The sequence below is a fragment of the Luteibacter sp. 621 genome, from assembly GCF_050435445.1.
GTDB lineage: Bacteria > Pseudomonadota > Gammaproteobacteria > Xanthomonadales > Rhodanobacteraceae > Luteibacter.
On record NZ_JBNDKI010000011.1, the window covers coordinates 39,107 to 53,110 of the forward strand.

14 protein-coding genes are annotated in these 14,004 nt (G+C 65.2%); 1 reads left to right on the top strand and 13 read right to left on the bottom strand.

Annotated elements, in window-relative coordinates:
• Positions 1-65: 65 nt before the first annotated feature.
• The 13 genes from ABIE56_RS13180 to ABIE56_RS13240 all read right to left on the bottom strand — a co-directional run bounded on the left by ABIE56_RS13180 (position 66) and on the right by ABIE56_RS13240 (position 11,166).
• Positions 66-1,007 (bottom strand): cell envelope integrity protein TolA, encoded by a 942-nt coding sequence (locus ABIE56_RS13180; RefSeq protein WP_429244241.1) that lies wholly within the window; start codon positions 1,005-1,007, stop codon positions 66-68.
• Positions 994-1,443 (bottom strand): protein TolR, encoded by a 450-nt coding sequence (gene tolR, locus ABIE56_RS13185; protein WP_247429403.1) that lies wholly within the window; start codon positions 1,441-1,443, stop codon positions 994-996. The genes ABIE56_RS13180 and tolR overlap by 14 nt, the downstream gene beginning before the upstream one ends.
• 9 nt (positions 1,444-1,452) lie before the next feature.
• Complete coding sequence (tolQ, locus tag ABIE56_RS13190) at positions 1,453-2,136, bottom strand: protein TolQ (protein ID WP_429244242.1); 684 nt, start codon at positions 2,134-2,136, stop codon at positions 1,453-1,455.
• 30 nt (positions 2,137-2,166) lie between these two features.
• Positions 2,167-2,571 carry a tol-pal system-associated acyl-CoA thioesterase gene (gene ybgC / locus ABIE56_RS13195; protein WP_429244243.1) on the bottom strand — a complete coding sequence of 135 codons (405 nt, stop codon included), beginning with the start codon at positions 2,569-2,571 and terminating at the stop codon, positions 2,167-2,169.
• Positions 2,568-3,608 carry a Holliday junction branch migration DNA helicase RuvB gene (gene ruvB / locus ABIE56_RS13200; RefSeq protein WP_429244244.1) on the bottom strand — a complete coding sequence of 347 codons (1,041 nt, stop codon included), beginning with the start codon at positions 3,606-3,608 and terminating at the stop codon, positions 2,568-2,570. The genes ybgC and ruvB overlap by 4 nt, the downstream gene beginning before the upstream one ends.
• Before the next feature lie 129 nt (positions 3,609-3,737).
• Entirely contained in the window at positions 3,738-5,630 is a 1,893-nt protein-coding gene (locus ABIE56_RS13205) for a potassium transporter Kup (RefSeq protein WP_429244245.1), read from the bottom strand.
• A gap of 8 nt (positions 5,631-5,638) precedes the next feature.
• The gene (ruvA, locus tag ABIE56_RS13210) at positions 5,639-6,235 is read right to left on the bottom strand and encodes a Holliday junction branch migration protein RuvA (protein ID WP_429244246.1); all 597 of its coding nucleotides are present in this window, start codon (positions 6,233-6,235) and stop codon (positions 5,639-5,641) included.
• The gene (gene ruvC, locus ABIE56_RS13215) at positions 6,232-6,753 is read right to left on the bottom strand and encodes a crossover junction endodeoxyribonuclease RuvC (protein ID WP_429244247.1); all 522 of its coding nucleotides are present in this window, start codon (positions 6,751-6,753) and stop codon (positions 6,232-6,234) included. The genes ruvA and ruvC overlap by 4 nt, the downstream gene beginning before the upstream one ends.
• Before the next feature lie 45 nt (positions 6,754-6,798).
• Positions 6,799-7,545 carry a YebC/PmpR family DNA-binding transcriptional regulator gene (locus ABIE56_RS13220; protein ID WP_429244248.1) on the bottom strand — a complete coding sequence of 249 codons (747 nt, stop codon included), beginning with the start codon at positions 7,543-7,545 and terminating at the stop codon, positions 6,799-6,801.
• 175 nt (positions 7,546-7,720) lie between these two features.
• Entirely contained in the window at positions 7,721-8,356 is a 636-nt protein-coding gene (locus ABIE56_RS13225; RefSeq protein ID WP_429244249.1) for an esterase/lipase family protein, read from the bottom strand.
• A 17-nt stretch (positions 8,357-8,373) separates the two neighbouring features.
• The gene (gene aspS / locus ABIE56_RS13230; RefSeq protein WP_429244250.1) at positions 8,374-10,146 is read right to left on the bottom strand and encodes an aspartate--tRNA ligase; all 1,773 of its coding nucleotides are present in this window, start codon (positions 10,144-10,146) and stop codon (positions 8,374-8,376) included.
• Between the two features lie 85 nt (positions 10,147-10,231).
• On the bottom strand, positions 10,232-10,771 hold the full coding sequence (locus ABIE56_RS13235) for a DUF3011 domain-containing protein (protein ID WP_429244251.1): 540 nt from the start codon (positions 10,769-10,771) through the stop codon (positions 10,232-10,234).
• Between the two features lie 98 nt (positions 10,772-10,869).
• Positions 10,870-11,166, bottom strand: a complete 297-nt coding sequence (locus ABIE56_RS13240; RefSeq protein WP_429244252.1) for an FmdB family zinc ribbon protein — start codon at positions 11,164-11,166, stop codon at positions 10,870-10,872.
• Positions 11,167-11,495: 329 nt separating this feature from the next.
• On the opposite strand from ABIE56_RS13240, the gene ABIE56_RS13245 reads away from it, so the two are divergent.
• Positions 11,496-13,985, top strand: a complete 2,490-nt coding sequence (locus tag ABIE56_RS13245; RefSeq protein WP_429244253.1) for a TonB-dependent receptor plug domain-containing protein — start codon at positions 11,496-11,498, stop codon at positions 13,983-13,985.
• Positions 13,986-14,004: the final 19 nt, after the last annotated feature.

A 14,004-nucleotide genomic window follows, 5' to 3' on the forward strand; every position in this document is an offset into this window, starting at 1 on the left:
GGGTCGCAAGTTGCGTGACCCGTTTCTGAACCGCCCCGCCCGGCGACCGGGCGAGGCGCGCTACATCATTGCGGCCGGAACGTGAAGGTGAGGTTGCGCTGGAACACATCCTCGAAGCCCTGATACGGCAGCGGCTGGGCACGGAGCACCGCATTCTCGATGGACGCCCTGCCGGCGGCATCGTACGGGCAACTCGCATCCGCCTTGGCACTCAGCACCTGGCCACCCGGGATCTGCACGATGTGCACCATGCAGGGCGCGGGCGGGGTGTTATCCGGGCGGAGCCAGTTCGGCGTCACCGCGTTCTGGATCGCGGCGATGTACAAGGCCTGCTTGCTGTTGTCCTTGCCGTTCTGACCGGTCTGCTTCTGGTCGGCCGGCGGCAGGTCAGGCAGGCCGTCGTCCTTGGCGTTCTGCAGGTCCTTGAGCTGCTGCTCCGCCTGCTTCTTGCTGGAATCGGCCTTCTTCGTCTGCGCCTTGGCAATATCGAGCTGCTTGAAGATGTCGTCCACCTTCTTCTGATCCTGCTTCTTCTTTTCTTCCTGCTGCGCGTCGAGCTCGGCCTGGCGCTGCCGCTGCTTCTCTTCCTGCAGCTTCTTCTCGTCTTCGGCCTTCTGCAGGGCGTCGTCGACGATCTTCTGCTGATCCTTGACGTCAGGCTGCTTCGGCGGCGGCGGGAGCGTCGGCACCGGCACCTTCTCCTGCGGAGGGGTGGGTGCGGGGGTGACCGGCGGCGGCGGGGTGGTATCCGGCGTCGGCTTGACCTTGGTGGCCTTGGGCGGCGGCGAGCCGGTCGGGCCAATGATGGTGGCCTCGATGATCTGGCCGGGCAGCTGGATGGGCGCCGGACACTTCATCGGATTCCATTCCGCGGGCACGCCAATGGCCTCGGCCCACTTTTCGTAGTCCGTGCAGGGGATCACCGCGATGGCCAGGAAGGCCACGATGCCCAGGTGCAGGAGCGCGGCCAGGACGACCGCGCGAGGGGTACCGTTACGGTTTTCCATTCGGCGCGGACTGGGGCTGGCTCATCAGGCCGATCTTGGAAATACCAGCTGCCTGGAGGATCGGGAGGATCTGGTAGACCTTGCCGTAACCCACGCGCGCATCACCGGCCAGGAGCACCTGGAGCTCCGGGTTGGCGTCGTGGAAGGCGGTGACCTTCTTGGTGAACTCATCGACGCTAACCGGCTCGCGCTTGGTGCCGTTGGCGGTCAGGTAGATCTGGCCCTGTTCGTCCACGGAGACGACGACCGGATCTTTCTTGTCCTGCAGGGACTTGGCGTTGGTCTGCGGCAGCTGGATATCCACGCCGAGGTTCATCATGGGCGTAGTGACCATGAAGATGATCAGCAGCACGAGCATCACGTCGATGTAAGGCACGACGTTGATCTCGGATTTCAGCTTCCGCTTATGACGGCGGTAGACGTTGCGGGTAGCCATGGCAGTGGCTCAGACCGTGTCGTCGGCGTGGATCTGGCGCTGCAGCACCGAGGAGAACTCCTCCTGGAATACCTCGTAACGCGACGCCACGCGCTCCACCTTGGTGGCGAAGCGGTTGTACGCCCACACGGCCGGGATGGCGGCGAACAGGCCCATGGCAGTGGCGATCAGGGCTTCGGAGATGTGCGGGGCGACCACCGAGATGGTCACGTCCTTCATCTCGCCCAGGCCCTGGAAGGCGCCCATGATGCCCCACACGGTGCCGAACAGGCCGATGTACGGGCTGATCGAACCCACATTGGCCAGGAATTCCAGGTTCTGCTCCAGCTTGCCGATCTCGCGGGTGCCGGCCACGCGCATGGCGCGCTCGGAGCCCTCCATGATGCGGTCGGCATCGGTGACACGGCGCTGGCGCTGGCGGGCGAACTCGCGGAAGCCGGCCTCGAACACGTTCTCAATGCCGTGCTGGCCTTCGCGGTTACCCACTTCGCGGAACAGGGCGGCCAGGTCGGCGCCCGACCAGAAGCGGTCCTCGAAGGTCTCGGCGTTGGTGTGGGCTTCCTTCAGCTGGGTGTACTTGCGGATGATGATCACCCACGACAGGAACGAGAAGACCAGGAGGAGCAGCATGACCAGCTGCACAGGCAGGCTGGCTTCGGTGACCAGCTTGAAAATGTTGAGTCCACCGTTCATTGCTTGAAGGCTCCGCCGGGTATCTGTGGCTTAGGTAAGGGGAAATTCGGGGGAAAACAGATCCGCGGGGATCTGGGCCGGGCGCATCGTATCGAGGTTGACGCAGGCCACGCGCACCGTGGCGCGCAACAGCGTGGTATCCCCCCGCACGATCTCCTGACCGAACAGCATACTTGCTGAACGACGTTCTTTGACGGCAACGCTGACCAGGAGTTCATCATCCAGACGGGCCGCCCGGAGGAAATCCAGGTGCATCTCGCGAACCACGAAGCCCAGCGCCGTGGTTTCCCGGAACGCCATCTGGTCGATGCCCTGGGCGCGCAGCCACTCAGTGCGGCCGCGCTCCATGAAGCGGACGTAGCTGGCGTGGTAGACCACCCCTCCCGCATCCGTATCCTCCCAGTACACCCGCACCGGCCACGAAAACGGGCTCATGGGCTGTCCTGGAACAGGTCGGGGGTAGCCGCCTGGCGCGGCGGCGGGTTCAGCCCCAGGTGGCGCCAGGCCTTGGCCGAGGCCATGCGCCCCCGCGCCGTGCGGATCAGGTAGCCCTGCTGGATGAGGTAGGGCTCGACCACATCCTCCAGGGTACCGCGGTCCTCGCTGAGGGCCGCGGCCAGCGACTCGACGCCAACCGGGCCGCCGTCGAAGCTTTCAATAATCGTGCTGAGCAGCCGGCGGTCCAGGTCGTCGAACCCCTGGGCATCCACCTTGAGCATGTCGGTGGCGGCTCGGGCCAACTCATGGGTAATGCGGCCATCGCCGCGCACCTCGGCATAATCGCGCACCCTGCGCAGCAGCCGGTTGGCGATACGCGGGGTGCCGCGCGAGCGGCGGGCGATTTCGATGGCACCGTCGATATCGCAATCGATGCCAAAGATTTTCGCGGCGCGGCGGACGATCGCGGTCAGCTCATCGACGCTGTAGAACTCCAGGCGCTGGATGATGCCGAAGCGATCGCGCAGCGGCCCTGTCAGCAGGCCGGCGCGGGTGGTGGCGCCGATCAAAGTGAAGGGTGGCAGGTCCAGCTTGATCGAGCGGGCCGCGGGGCCCTCGCCGATCATGATGTCGATCTGGAAATCTTCCATCGCCGGGTAGAGCACTTCCTCCACCACGGGCGAGAGGCGGTGGATTTCATCGACGAACAGGACGTCGTTGGCCTCGAGGTTGGTCAGCAGCGCAGCCAGGTCACCGGCGCGCTCGAGGACGGGCCCCGAGGTGGAACGAACGTTCACGCCCAGCTCGTTGGCGATGACGTGTGAGAGCGTGGTCTTGCCCAGGCCGGGCGGCCCGAAGATCAACACGTGATCCAGCGCACCCTGCCGGCGCCGGGCGGCCTCGATATAGATGGCCATCTGCTCACGCACCGTCGGCTGGCCAAGGTACTCGGCAAGGCGCTTGGGACGAATGCTGGCTTCCAGCGCCTCATCATCCATGGCGGCGGCGGCGGAAATGATGCGGTGCTCGGACATGGGTCGCATTATGGCATGGCCGGCGAGCCCTCATCGCGCGCAAGCGCGCTCCTACAGGGCGAACGCCTCGGGTCAGCCACGAACGATGTAGGAGCGCGCTTGCGCGCGATCCGGGCCAGGCCGACCCGTTCAGATCTCTACTTGCGCACCCAGTTCGATCAAACGGTTGCCCGGGATCTGGAAGAACGCGGTGGCAGGCAGCGCGTTGCGGGCAAGGAAAGCGAACAGCTTGTCACGCCACAGCGCCATGCCCGGACGGCGCACGTCGGCCACGATGGTTTCGCGCGACAGGAAGAACGTCGTATCCATCATGTCGAAATCCAGGCCCAGCGCGCTGGCGCGGGACAGCGACTGCGGGATGTTCGGGTCCTCGGCAAAGCCGTAGCGCAGCTGCAGGCCAAAGAAGCCATTGCCGTACTCGAGCACTTCCATGCGCTCCTCGTAATCCGCCACCGGCGTCTCGAGCATTTCCACGGTAAGCAGCACGTTGCGCTCGTGCAGCACCTTGTTGTGCTTGAGGTTGTGCAGCATGGCGTGGGGCACGCTGTTCTGGTTCGCGGTAAGGAACACGGCGGTGCCCGGCACGATGAGCGGCGGGTGATCGGCGATGTTCGCGACGAACGGCTCCAGCGCCAGGCCCGATTGCTTGATTTCGCGGACCACCAGGTCCCTGCCCCGCCGCCAGGTGGTCATCATGGTGAAGATCACCACGCCGAGCACCAGCGGGAACCAGCCACCGTGCGCAATCTTCAGCGCATTGGCGCCGAAGAACGAAAGGTCGGTGACCAGGAAGATGACGCCGACCGTGATGACCGCCGACCAGTGCCAGTTCCAGCGGCGTTTGGCCACGACCAGCGCCAGCAGCGTGGTCATGGTCATGGTGCCGGTCACGGCAATGCCGTAGGCCGCGCCCAGGTTGTTCGACGAGCGGAAGCCCAGCACGGCCAGGATCACCAGCACGAACAACAAGCGGTTGATCCACGGCACGAAGATCTGCCCGGACATCTCACGCGAGGTGTGCACCACCGCCATGCGCGGCGAATAGCCCAGCGACATGGCTTCACGGGTCATCGAGAACGCGCCCGAAATCACGGCCTGCGACGCGATGACAGCCGCCGCCGTGGAGAGCGCGATCATCGGGTAGAGCAGGTTCTCGGGAACCAGCTTGTAGAACGGGTTTTCGATCGCGGTCTGGTCATGCAGCAGCAGCGCGCCCTGGCCGAAATAGTTGATCAGCAGGGCCGGCAGCACGAAGAAGAACCAGGCAAGGCGGATCGGCTTCTTGCCGAAGTGGCCCATATCGGCATACAGCGCTTCGCCGCCGGTGAGCGCCAGCACCACGCCACCCAGGGCGATAAACGCCTGCTTGCCGTGCTCGGTGAAGAACTTCACCGCGTACATCGGGTTCAGCGCGTACAACACCTGCGGGTGCTGCGTGATCTGGTTGAGGCCCAGCGCGGCAAGCACGAGGAACCACACGCACATCACGGGCGCGAACGCCTTGCCCACCAGGTCCGTGCCGTGGCGCTGGATGGCGAACAGGATGAACAGGATCACCAGGCAGATGGGCAGCACATAGGTATCGAGCGTCGGCGCGGCCACTTCGAGGCCTTCCACCGCCGAAAGCACCGACATGGCCGGCGTGATCACGCCATCGCCATAGAACAACGATGCGCCGAAGATGCCGATGGCCGCGAGCACCCAGCGGGTACGCGGCGAACCCGCGACACTGCGCTGCGCCAGGGCCATGAGCGCCATGATGCCGCCCTCGCCCTTGTTATCCGCGCGCATCACGAAGGTGACGTACTTCAGCGAGATCACCATCAATAGCGACCAGAAGATCAGCGACAGCACGCCCAGCACCGCGAGCGGTTGCGGCGTCATGCCGTGCGTGCCCAGGGTTTCCTTCATGGTGTACAGCGGGCTCGTACCGATATCGCCGAACACGACACCAATGGCACCCAGCGCCAGCTTCGCTAGTTTCTTGCCGTGTGCGTTACGCAACTCGTCGGCGTGGCTCATGCCCATGATCAGGTTCCCAGGGCGGCGCGGAGCGCCTTGCGGATGATGGCCTCGGCCGTATCGCCCTCGGCCGCCACCTTGCTGACGAGGCGGGTCGCCTCGGGCGGCTTATAGCCGAGTTGTTGCAGGGCCACCGTGGCTTCGCCGGCCGGATCAACCGGTGCGGCGATCCCGTTGCTGCTTGCGGGCAGGCGCACACCCGTGGCCTCCACGCGGTCACGCAGTTCCACCACCATGCGTTCGGCGGTTTTCTTGCCGATGCCGGGGATCTTGGTCAGGGCCACGACATCGCCGGCATGCACCAGGCGCGAGAGTTCTTCCGTGGAAACGCCCGACAAGACGGCCAGCGCGATCTTCGCGCCAATGCCGCTCACCTTGAGCAGGTTGCGGAACATGGCCCGCTCGGCCTCGCGCAGGAAACCGTAGAGAGCAACGCCATCTTCCTTCACCGCGTGGTGCGTGAGAAGGATCACTTCCTGGCCCGTGGCGGGAAGATCGTAAATGGTCGACATGGGCGCATCGACCTCGTAGCCCACACCCGCCACCTCGATAAGAAGCGACGGCGGCTGCTTGCTGATAAGAGTGCCACGCAGGCGGCCGATCATCGGCGACGTCTCCAAGCCGTGCGCGGGATACCCACGCGTTCAATACTGGACCGGGTGTGCGCATGGGCGATGGCGATCGCCAGGGCATCGGCCGCATCCGCCTGCAGCGGACCTTTCAGGCCGAGGATCATCCCGATCATGTGCTGGACCTGGGTCTTGTCGGCGCGGCCGGTACCGACCACTGCCTGCTTGACCTCGGTCGCTGCATATTCGTGCACGACGATTCCCTGGCTGACCACGGCACACACGGCCGCGCCACGCGCCTGGCCCAGTTTCAGGGCCGAATCGGCGTTACGCGCCATGAAGACACGCTCGATCGCGGCTTCCGCCGGACCGTGCGTGCCGATGATGGCGCAGAGTTCGTCAAAGATGCGTTTCAGGCGCAGCGGGAAAGTCGCTTCCCCGCCCACCACCAGCGCTCCGTGCCACACGTACGCCAAGGCGCCATTGTCGGCCACGTCGATGATCCCGACGCCCGTGCGCTGGCTGCCCGGGTCGATGCCGAGGATGCGTGTCATGACAGTGGGGCGCCGGGTTGCGGTGCGTGCAAGGCCTGGCCGGCCTTACTCGTCGTCCGCTTCCTGTGGCAGGACCGCGTTGTGGTAGACCTCATCCACGTCGTCGAGGCTATCCAGGCGCGCCAGCAGCTTCTGGAACTGCTCCAGGGCTTCGCCCGTGGGCGTCACCAGCGGGCCGTTCGGGTGCATGACCACGTCGGATCCATCGATATCGAAGCCCGCGGCGGCCAGCGCCTTGCGCATGGCCTCCACGGCGATCGGATCGGCAGCGAGCAGTACGGTGCCCACGCCGTCGGCAATCACGATGTCTTCGGCGTTGTTCTCGATGGCGGCCTCTTCCAGCTTCGCTTCCACCTCGGCATCGCCGCCGGTGTGGACCACGACCTGGCCCACGCGAGTGAACTGGAACGCCACCGAGTTGGTGGTGCCCATGTTGCCGCCGAGCTTGGTCAGCGCCGCGCGCACATCGGCCACGGTGCGGGTCTGGTTGTCGGTCACGCAATCGATGATTAGCGCGGTACCCGCCGGGCCGTAGCCTTCGTAGCGGATCTCGTGCATGTCGGCGCCGCCATCGGCACCGGAGCCGCGCTTGATGGCGCGCTCGATGGTGTCTTTGGTCATGTTGGCGGCCAGGGCCTTGTCGACAGCCGCGCGCAGGCGCGGGTTGCCGTTAGGGTCGGGCACGCCGCCACGGGTGGCGATGGTGATTTCGCGGATCAGCTTGGTGAACACCTTGGCGCGCTTGGCGTCTTCGGCGTTCTTGCGACCTTCGATGGACGGGCCTCTACCCATGTGCGTTTCCTGGAGATACCGGACGGACAGGGGCGGGATTCTAGCGGAACTGGGGAAAAACGGGGATGTACGTAGGGCAATGCAGGAGCGCGCTTGCGCGCGATGGGGGCCGCGGCCACCTGGCTATCGCGCGCAAGCGCGCTCCTACAGGGGTAGCGGCGATTCCCCGGACGGATCAGACCAGTGGCGCGTCGAAGCGGCCTTCCCTGAGGAAATACGCGGCCTGGCGGGCCACGTCGGCCGAGACCAGCATGCCGGTGTGGCTGGTTTCCAGGATGCAGTGGGCGGTCAGCCCGGGTAGCCGGGTCTCTTCGACACCGACCGAGCCATCATGCTCGTGACCCACATCGCCGATCAGGGCACCCAGGCCCACCTGCTGGCGGCCGGCGATCATGCCCACTTCGCGCGGGCCATCCCAATGGTCCAGGCCGTGGGCGAGCAGTTCGCGCGAGCGCCCCAGGAGCACATCCCCACCCCAATGATGGGTAAGGCCGCGGGCCGCGCCGCTGCCGTTGAGCGGCGAGCCCAGGCAGACAATACGGCCGCCCGGCTCATCCATGTCGCGGCAGGCCAGCAGGGCAAGGATGCCGCCCAGGCTGTGGCCCACCACGTGGACCGGACCCGGGGCAAGCGCCCGGATCCGCTTGCGCAACCGCGCTATCGCCTGTTCCGGCGGCGCGGCCACACTCATGTATTCGAACTGGTGGACGTTGAAGCCTTCCTCGCGCAGCCGACGGTGCAGCATCGCCATGGCGAAACCCCGCATCCACAGGCCATGGAGCAGGATGACATCGGGCGATACGGCATTCATCGGCTGTGCTACGGCGATCAGGCCTTCAGCGGCTCCGCGGCATCCACGCGCACGTGCAGTTCCTTCAGCTGCGGCGCCGAGACCGGCGACGGCGCGTCGGTCATCAGATCCTGCGCGCTGGTGGTCTTCGGGAACGCGATGACATCGCGGATCGATTCGGTGCCGGCCATGATGGCGGCGATGCGATCGATACCGCATGCCAGGCCGCCATGGGGCGGCGCACCCATGCGCAGCGCCTTCAGAAGGAAGCCGAACTTGGCCTCGGCTTCGTCCGGGCCGATGCCGAGCAGCTCGAACACGGCGCTCTGCATCTCGGGGCGGTGGATACGGATGGAACCACCGCCAATCTCGCTGCCGTTGAGGACGATGTCGTAACCACGGCTCAACGCCACGGCGGCGTTGGCGCGAAGGTCGGCGATGTCATCGATGTTCGGCGCGGTGAACGGGTGGTGGAGCGCCACGAAGCGCTTTTCTTCCTCGTCGTACTCGAACATCGGGAAATCAGTGACCCACAGCGGCTTCCAGCTGTCTTCCACCAGGCCGCGGTCGCGGCCCAGCTTCAGGCGCAGCGCACCCATGAAATCGCTCACGACCTTCCAGCCACCCGCGCCAAAGAACACGATGTCGCCATTAGCGGCGCCGGTGAGCTCCAGCACCTTGCCCAGCGCCGCATCGTCGAGGAACTTGGCCACCGGCGAGTTGATGCCTTCGCGGCCCTTGGCCAGGTCATCGACCTTCAGCCAGGCCAGGCCCTTGGCGCCGTAGCGCGAGGCGTACTCGGTCAAGCCATCGATATCCTTGCGCGACAGATCGGCAGCGCCAGGCACACGGAGCGCGGCGACACGGCCCGCCGGGTCGTTCGCCGGATCGGCGAACACCTTGAACTCGACGTGCTTCACTGCCTCGGCGATATCGACCAGCTCCAGCGCGATACGCAGGTCGGGCTTGTCCGAACCGAAGCGGCGCATGGCCTCTTCGTAAGTCATGCGCGGGAAAGTGGCATCGAGCTCGACGCCACGCACCTCGCGGAAGACGTGGCGGATCATGTTTTCGACGAAACCCTGCACGTCGCGCTCTTCGACGAACGCAAACTCAAGATCGAGCTGGGTGAATTCCGGCTGGCGATCGGCGCGAAGGTCCTCGTCGCGGAAGCAGCGGGCGATCTGGTAGTAGCGGTCGAAGCCGGCCATCATCAGGATCTGCTTGAACAGCTGCGGCGACTGCGGCAGGGCGTAGAACTGCCCCGGGTGCACGCGGCTGGGCACCAGGTAATCGCGCGCGCCTTCCGGCGTGGCCTTGGTGAGGATCGGGGTTTCGATATCCTGGAAACCAGCGGCATCCAGGTAACGGCGCAGCTCGCGAACCAGCTTGGTACGCGTGCGCATCATCTTCTGCATTTCGGGGCGGCGCAGGTCGAGGTAGCGGTAGGTCATCCGCATGTCCTCGTTGGGATTCTCGTGCAGCGCGAACGGCAGGTCGCGGGCCGCGTTGAGGATCTCCACCTTCTCCGCCAGCAGTTCGACCGTGCCGGTCTTCAGCTTGTCGTTCACCGACAGGCGCTTGCGCAACTGGCCGGTCACCTTCACCACGTACTCGTAGCCAAGCTCGCCGGCGACGGCGAACGCATCGGCGTTCTCACGCTCGATCACGACCTGGGCGATGCCCTCGTGGTCGCGCAGGTCCACGAAGGCCACGTGGCTCTGCAGGCGCAGGGTGTTGACCCAGCCGCAAAGGGTGACTTCCTGGCCGACCAGGGACTCGTCGATGAGGCCGCAAAAATGGGTGCGCATGCGCTTGGGGCTCCGCGGTGCAATGCAAAAGAAAAGACCCCGGATCGTACCACGACCCGGGGTCCCTAACGGCCGCCGCTACGCCTTACCGGCCGATATCAAACCGCCCGCGGCACCCGCGATCCGCCCAGATGCCATCCCGGGTAAACCCGTAGGTGTAACCCTCGCGGCAATCGGTCTTGGAGGTCTGCTCTACCAGGCGTGCGCCACGGCCGATCGGCCAGCGGCAGAACACGCGCTTGTTATCGTTGCTGTCGCAGCTGACGATCTGGCCACCGCCGCCGTAGCCCGGGCGACCACCGCCGTAGCCCGGCCGGCCATCATCCCAGCCCGGGCGGCCACCGCCGCCCCAGCCACCGGCTTCCTGGAAAATGCCGCGGCAACCGTCATCCACCCACAGGCCACCGCGATCCATATCCCAGGTGCGGCCGCGGATACAGGCGGTCTTTGAATCCTGGCGGATCAGGCGCGCATCACGCCACGGCACGCGGCAGTACGAACGCTTGCCGTTGTCGCTATAGCAATTGACGGTGTCGCCGCCACGCTGGGCGTGGGCGGCGGGCGGCGCCATGAACAGGCCCGCGCCAACGGCGAGCATTGCAACCATTCCAAGCAGGCGTTTCATGGCAACCGGTACGTCCTTTCGATAGGGGTGGCGCAAAAACTATCGGAAGGATCCGCAACGCTGATTGAACGGATCGCAGGAAATCGTTGCCGCGGTTTTCAGTCGCCCGATTTAGCTGCGGGCGCCGGCGCCGGGGCCGGGGCGGGAGTGGCGGCAGCCGGCGCAGCCGGTGCACCCGACGAACCCTCCGCAAGATTCCGCTTCTTGTCGCCATCCTTCTTGAAGTCGGTTTCGTACCAGCCGCCACCGGCCAGTCGGAACTGGGGCGCGCTCAGCATGCGGCCCACGCGGGGCTCGCCGCAGGTCGGGCAGGTTTCCGGATCCGGGTCGGACATCTTCTGCAACCGGTCGAAGCGGTGGCCGCAGGCCTGGCACTGGAATTCATAGATAGGCATAGAAAGGGTTCGTGATGCTCCAACCGGTCATTATCGGGGGACGCGCCCCCAATTCAATGCTGGGGACCCAGCCTGCGCTCACCTCGCGCGTGCGCCGGCGCCATACCAATTCGGCATTGCACCAAACTAGCGAGAATTAGCCAGTTTCGTGCCAAACCCATGATTTAAGGCCTTTAGTGCCACCCCATTCCCCGCCTTGGCGCAAAAGAAACAGTCGCATTGACGCGCCGCAATAGGCCTGCCTAGCGTCGTTCCCAACACGGCCGCCGGCCGTGTCGCGGGGCGTGCCGCGCCCCGTGTGCCAAAAAGCTCGCCCTGGGGACCCATCGATGACGAAAGGCACGACCCTCCGACGCAAGCCCGGGAGCCTGTGGCTGCCGGCCCTTGGCCTCATGATCGTAACCCCCGGTTACGCGCAGGATGCGACGCCACCGCCGGACGCCAGCCAGGCGCGCCAGCTGGACCAGGTCGTGGTGACCGGCACCCGCTCCACCACGCGCACGGAAGCCAGCTCGCTTTCACCCATCGACGTACTGACACCCAAGGACCTGACCTCCACCGGCAGCACGGAACTCGCTACGGCGCTGGGACGGCTCCTGCCCTCGCTGGATTTCCCACGCCCGGCCATCAACGACGGTAACGATGCGATCCGCCCGGCCAGCCTGCGCGGGCTGTCGCCGGATGCCACGCTGGTGCTGGTGGATGGCAAGCGCTACCACACGTCCGCCCTGGTGAATTACAACCCGTCGGTCGGACGCGGCTCCGCGCCTGCGGACCTCAACTCCATTCCCATCTCGGCCATCGATCACATCGAGGTGCTGCGTGATGGTGCGGCCGCGCAATACGGCTCCGATGCCATCGCCGGCGTGATTAACATCGTGCTGAAGCATGGCGCCACCAAGGGCGGCAACAGCATCACCGTCAACGGCGGCACCATGGACAAGGGCGATGGCGATACCAACGGTATCGACGGCTCCATGGGCATCGACCTTGGCGGCAAGGGCGACGACGCGAAAGGCTGGTTGCGCGTGGCCTGGAATTACCAGAACTCGATGAATACGAACCGGGCATCGCCCGTCAGCCTGTTCACGCCCGAGGAAGCTGCTGATGGCAACGTGGCCCACCAGCGTTATGGCGATCCCGCGGTAAAGACCTACCAGGCCCTGACGAACTTCCAGTATTCGCTTGCGCACAACGTGGACCTGTACGGGGTGCTTAGCATGAGCCGCCGTGATGTCACGTCGAACGGCTACTACCGTGGCGCAACCAATGCGCGCAACGTGCCCGAAATCTACCCGGACGGTTTCCTGCCGCAGATCATCAACCACACCAACGACACCACCGCGATCCTCGGCGTCAAAGGTGTTACTGACGGCGGATGGCGCTGGGATGCGTCCGGGAATTACGGCATCAATTCGCTGGTGTTCGATGTAAACAACAGCGTCAATACCAACCTGTTCTACACCACCGGTGCCTCACCCACGTACTTCAACGCGGGCACCTTCAAGAACTCCCAGGCGCTGGCCAATATCGATATCGGCAAGGACTTCAGCGTGGGCTGGTTACCGAACCCACTGACCCTCGCATTCGGCGCCGAGTACCGCAAGGAGAAGTACCAGATCGATGCGGGCGACCCGGATTCGTACTACTTCAACCAGGACACCCTGATCCCGGGCACGGATACGCCGTACGCCGGTGGCGCGCAGGTGTTCCCCGGTCTCTCGCCCTCGGCGGCTGGCAGCTTCACCCGGCATAGCGAAGCGGCGTACATGGATCTGGAAACGGATGTCACCGACAAGTTCTCCGCGGGCGTCGCCGGCCGCTACGAGCACTACAGCGATTCGGGTTCGACGCGCTCCGGCAAGCTGTCCGCGCGCTATCAGTTCACGCCCACGTTCGCGCTGCGCGGCACGATCTCCAACGGCTTCCGCGCGCCGTCGCTCGCCCAGCAGAACTACCAGTCGGTGGTGACGATCATTGACCCGAATACCGGGCAGCTCGCGCAGACCGGCACCTATCGCACCTCGGATCCTGCCGCGATTGCACTGGGCGCGAAGGCGCTCAAGCCGGAGAAGTCGGCGAATTACGGCATCGGTGCGGTGTGGGAACCCATCGCCAACTTCAGCGCCACGCTCGATGTGTACCAGATCCGCATCTGGCACCAGATCCTCTACTCCGACACCATCAGCCTGACCGATCCGGTCCTTGCGGCGTACTTCAACAGCGTCGTTCCCGGGCAGCAGGTGACCGCCGTGCAGTACTTCGCCAACGCGGCGACCACGCGCACGCGCGGGGCCGACCTGGTTTTCAACTACCGGATTCCCACGACGAACGTGGGGCAGTTCAACCTGATGGCCAGCGGCAATTACAACAAGGTGAAGATCCTGGACGTGGCCGCTACGCCGACCATTCTCCAGGACAACGCCTCCGGTCCCATCGAGTTGTTCGGCCGCGCCAGCCAGGGCCTGCTGACCAAGGCGACGCCGCGAACCAAGTTCGTGTTCGGCGGCGACTGGTCACTGGATGGCTTCAACGCCCACGCTGACCTGACCCGCTACGGCTCAGTGACCCGCGTGACGCCGGATCCGTCGACCGACCAGAAGTTTTCGGCGCGCTGGCTTTTGAACACGTCGGTGGGCTACACGCTGGAGCAGTGGAATTTCACACTGGGCGTGGATAACGTCACCAACCAGTACCCGACGCGGGTTAGTCCTACCGATGCCGGTGAGGATTACTTCAGCGGCCTGCAGTATTCGGCGCTGTCGCCGTTCGGGTTCAACGGGCGGTATTACTACGCCAAGGCAGGATTCCGGTTCTGATTGGGGCGTTCGCGAGCAC

What these genes read in the sequence shown, in the direction of transcription:
- ABIE56_RS13180 (WP_429244241.1), bottom strand. Translation starts at nt 1,007, where the DNA reads ATGGAAAACCGTAACGGTACCCCTCGCGCGGTCGTCCTGGCCGCGCTC.
- tolR (WP_247429403.1), bottom strand. Translation starts at nt 1,443, where the DNA reads ATGGCTACCCGCAACGTCTACCGCCGTCATAAGCGGAAGCTGAAATCC.
- tolQ (WP_429244242.1), bottom strand. Translation starts at nt 2,136, where the DNA reads ATGAACGGTGGACTCAACATTTTCAAGCTGGTCACCGAAGCCAGCCTG.
- ybgC (WP_429244243.1), bottom strand. Translation starts at nt 2,571, where the DNA reads ATGAGCCCGTTTTCGTGGCCGGTGCGGGTGTACTGGGAGGATACGGAT.
- ruvB (WP_429244244.1), bottom strand. Translation starts at nt 3,608, where the DNA reads ATGTCCGAGCACCGCATCATTTCCGCCGCCGCCGCCATGGATGATGAG.
- ABIE56_RS13205 (WP_429244245.1), bottom strand. Translation starts at nt 5,630, where the DNA reads ATGAGCCACGCCGACGAGTTGCGTAACGCACACGGCAAGAAACTAGCG.
- ruvA (WP_429244246.1), bottom strand. Translation starts at nt 6,235, where the DNA reads ATGATCGGCCGCCTGCGTGGCACTCTTATCAGCAAGCAGCCGCCGTCG.
- ruvC (WP_429244247.1), bottom strand. Translation starts at nt 6,753, where the DNA reads ATGACACGCATCCTCGGCATCGACCCGGGCAGCCAGCGCACGGGCGTC.
- ABIE56_RS13220 (WP_429244248.1), bottom strand. Translation starts at nt 7,545, where the DNA reads ATGGGTAGAGGCCCGTCCATCGAAGGTCGCAAGAACGCCGAAGACGCC.
- ABIE56_RS13225 (WP_429244249.1), bottom strand. Translation starts at nt 8,356, where the DNA reads ATGAATGCCGTATCGCCCGATGTCATCCTGCTCCATGGCCTGTGGATG.
- aspS (WP_429244250.1), bottom strand. Translation starts at nt 10,146, where the DNA reads ATGCGCACCCATTTTTGCGGCCTCATCGACGAGTCCCTGGTCGGCCAG.
- ABIE56_RS13235 (WP_429244251.1), bottom strand. Translation starts at nt 10,771, where the DNA reads ATGAAACGCCTGCTTGGAATGGTTGCAATGCTCGCCGTTGGCGCGGGC.
- ABIE56_RS13240 (WP_429244252.1), bottom strand. Translation starts at nt 11,166, where the DNA reads ATGCCTATCTATGAATTCCAGTGCCAGGCCTGCGGCCACCGCTTCGAC.
- ABIE56_RS13245 (WP_429244253.1), top strand. Translation starts at nt 11,496, where the DNA reads ATGACGAAAGGCACGACCCTCCGACGCAAGCCCGGGAGCCTGTGGCTG.